General features: G+C 69.7%; 3 protein-coding genes. 1 reads left to right on the forward strand and 2 read right to left on the reverse strand.

The window, feature by feature from the left end:
• Positions 1 to 607: ATP-binding protein (locus tag ACGFNK_RS45735; RefSeq protein WP_393427360.1), on the reverse strand; the 607-nt coding region annotated here is incomplete at its 3' end.
• 252 nt (positions 608 to 859) lie between these two features.
• On the reverse strand, positions 860 to 1,363 hold the full coding sequence (locus ACGFNK_RS45740; protein WP_393427363.1) for a MarR family winged helix-turn-helix transcriptional regulator: 504 nt from the start codon (positions 1,361 to 1,363) through the stop codon (positions 860 to 862).
• A 384-nt stretch (positions 1,364 to 1,747) separates the two neighbouring features.
• Between ACGFNK_RS45740 and ACGFNK_RS45745 the strand changes: the two genes are divergently transcribed.
• On the forward strand, positions 1,748 to 2,143 hold a 396-nt coding region (locus ACGFNK_RS45745; RefSeq protein WP_393427366.1), incomplete at its 3' end, for an NAD(P)H-dependent oxidoreductase.

Below are 2,143 nucleotides of genomic sequence, written 5' to 3' on the forward strand. Positions count from 1 at the left end.
GGTCGGCCTCGAGGGTCGCCCGCACCGCGTCGTGCGGGTGCAGCCCTTCGGGTGTGGCCTCGATGTAGGGCAGCTGGCGCAGCCAGGAGAACACCGTGTTGGTGTCCTGGTCACCCAGCACTTTGCGGAGCAGGGGCTCGCGGGCTAGTGCGGTGAACAGTTGCGCCCATCCAGGGTCCAGCGACCATTCGGCGTCGGGGGCGGTCCTGCTGGCCACAACCACGATCGCATGGTCGGCGAGCCGGAGCAGGAAGGTTTCGCGCAGCCACGTCTCGAGGGGCTGGCACTGCTCGAAGGTGTCGATGAGCAGCACCGTGCCGGGTTCGGTGCACGCCGGGGCCGCAGTCTCCTCGAGTCGGCGCGGATCGGCGTCGAGGAACCGTGCGTCCACGTGCACCACGCGGCGGCCGACGAGTTCCGCCTGCCGGGCGGCGTAGCGCACCAGCGAGGACTTGCCGATGCCGCCGGGGCCGTGCAGGTACGCCACAAACGGCGCTTGCGCCGCGCCCGAGAGCATCCGGTCGAGCACCGCCCGCTCCGGCTCCCTGCCCACCAGCGCACCGGCTCGTGCCGCGGCCAGCCGGCCCGCCAGGCTCCTCGCATCCAATCCGGGCTCCTCTCGTCAGGCCCATCTTGCCGTCGAAGATCCGATTGATGAAGCGCTTTCGACGTGAGTAGCACCGAGCGCGGGGCAGCACCCGGGACGGAGAGCGCTGCTCGCATGTATGCAGCACCGACTCGACGTCGTCCGGGTGCTACGCCACAGTCCCTGTCCTCGGCGTGGCTCGTCGCTTCTTCCACTGGCCCCACGTCGAGCGGGACGTGTCGTGGTCTCTTCTGCGTGGCCTGGGTCGGATCCTTATGCTCCGCCTTTGCGGCGGCGAGGTGCGGCCGAGCGAGACGGCGTCGAGCGCATGTGGTCGCGCACCGGCGCCAGCAGGTCGGCGAGAGCGTTGACGTCGTCGCGCGAAAGCGGCTCGAACAGGAGGCCGCTGACTACCTCGACGTGACCCGGCAGCACCTTCGCAAGCAGCGCACGCCCGGCATCGGTGATGGTGACGGTGATGCTCCGCTCGTCGTCCGGCGAGGGAGCGCGGACGACCAGGCCCTTCTTCTCGAGCAGATCCACCTGGTATGTCAGGCCGCTGCGGCTGTAGACGACGCCGTCGGCCAGGTCGGTCATGCGGTGACTGCCCGTCGGCGAGTCCCCGAGGCGGGCCAGCAGCTGGAACTGCACATAGCTGAGATCGCCGGCCTCGCGCAGCTGCTGCTCGACGGCATGCCGGAGCAGGCTGGTCACCTCAATGAGGTCGAAGTAAGTGCCGAGCTGAACGGGGTCGAGCGACGGCGGTGAATCAGGCATGACCGAAGTCTACTGCTTCGAATTCGAAGAGTGTGGGGTGCCGACTTCCAGTTACCGCAGGCGGCGTTGGAACCGAACTTCTCCGCGTGTTTCGATGCCATCCCGGCCGGGTGTATTGAGACGGACGCGAGGGCTCACGGGTCTGATGTCGTGACCTCGTGCGCGCACGGTGTGGGCAGTGTTGGGCCCGGCTGAGCACCGCAGAACATGGAGATCGGGCAGTGGTGCGGCGCAGGGTTGCGAGCAGAAGGACGGCGCCGCCGCCCACAGATCTCGAGGACCGGCCATGAACATCCCTTACCTCGCGCAACGTCGTCCGCGGCCCTCCCCGGTGACGGCACGACAGCCCGGCCGCGGGGAGGAAGCCATGAACACGATGCCGGGATGAACACCGCCGCGTGGAGCCCGGTGTCTCTGGCCGTCCTGTGCGCCGGCGTCGGCTACGGGCGCCCGCCCCGCTTGCTCGCGGACTGGGTCGCGGAGGCTGTGTGCCGGTCACTGGCGGTCGGTGGTGCGCGCGCCGAGGTGGAGGTGCTGGAGCTGCACCGGCTGGCGCCCGACCTCGCCCAGCACTCCACCCACGACCGCGTCAGCCTCGACCTGCGGGAGGCGATCGCGGCGGTCGTGGCGGCCGACGGGCTCGTGGTGGCGACCCCGGTGCTCGCCGCATCCCCGAGCGAGGTGCTCGACTCGTTCTTCGCCATCCTCGGGGACGGAATCCTCTCCGGCATGCCGGTGCTGCTGGCGCTCAACAGCAGCTCCCGCTGGCAGCCGCCCGAC

This window comes from Streptomyces sp. NPDC048825 (assembly GCF_043198355.1).
Lineage (GTDB): Bacteria > Actinomycetota > Actinomycetes > Streptomycetales > Streptomycetaceae > Streptomyces > Streptomyces xiangluensis.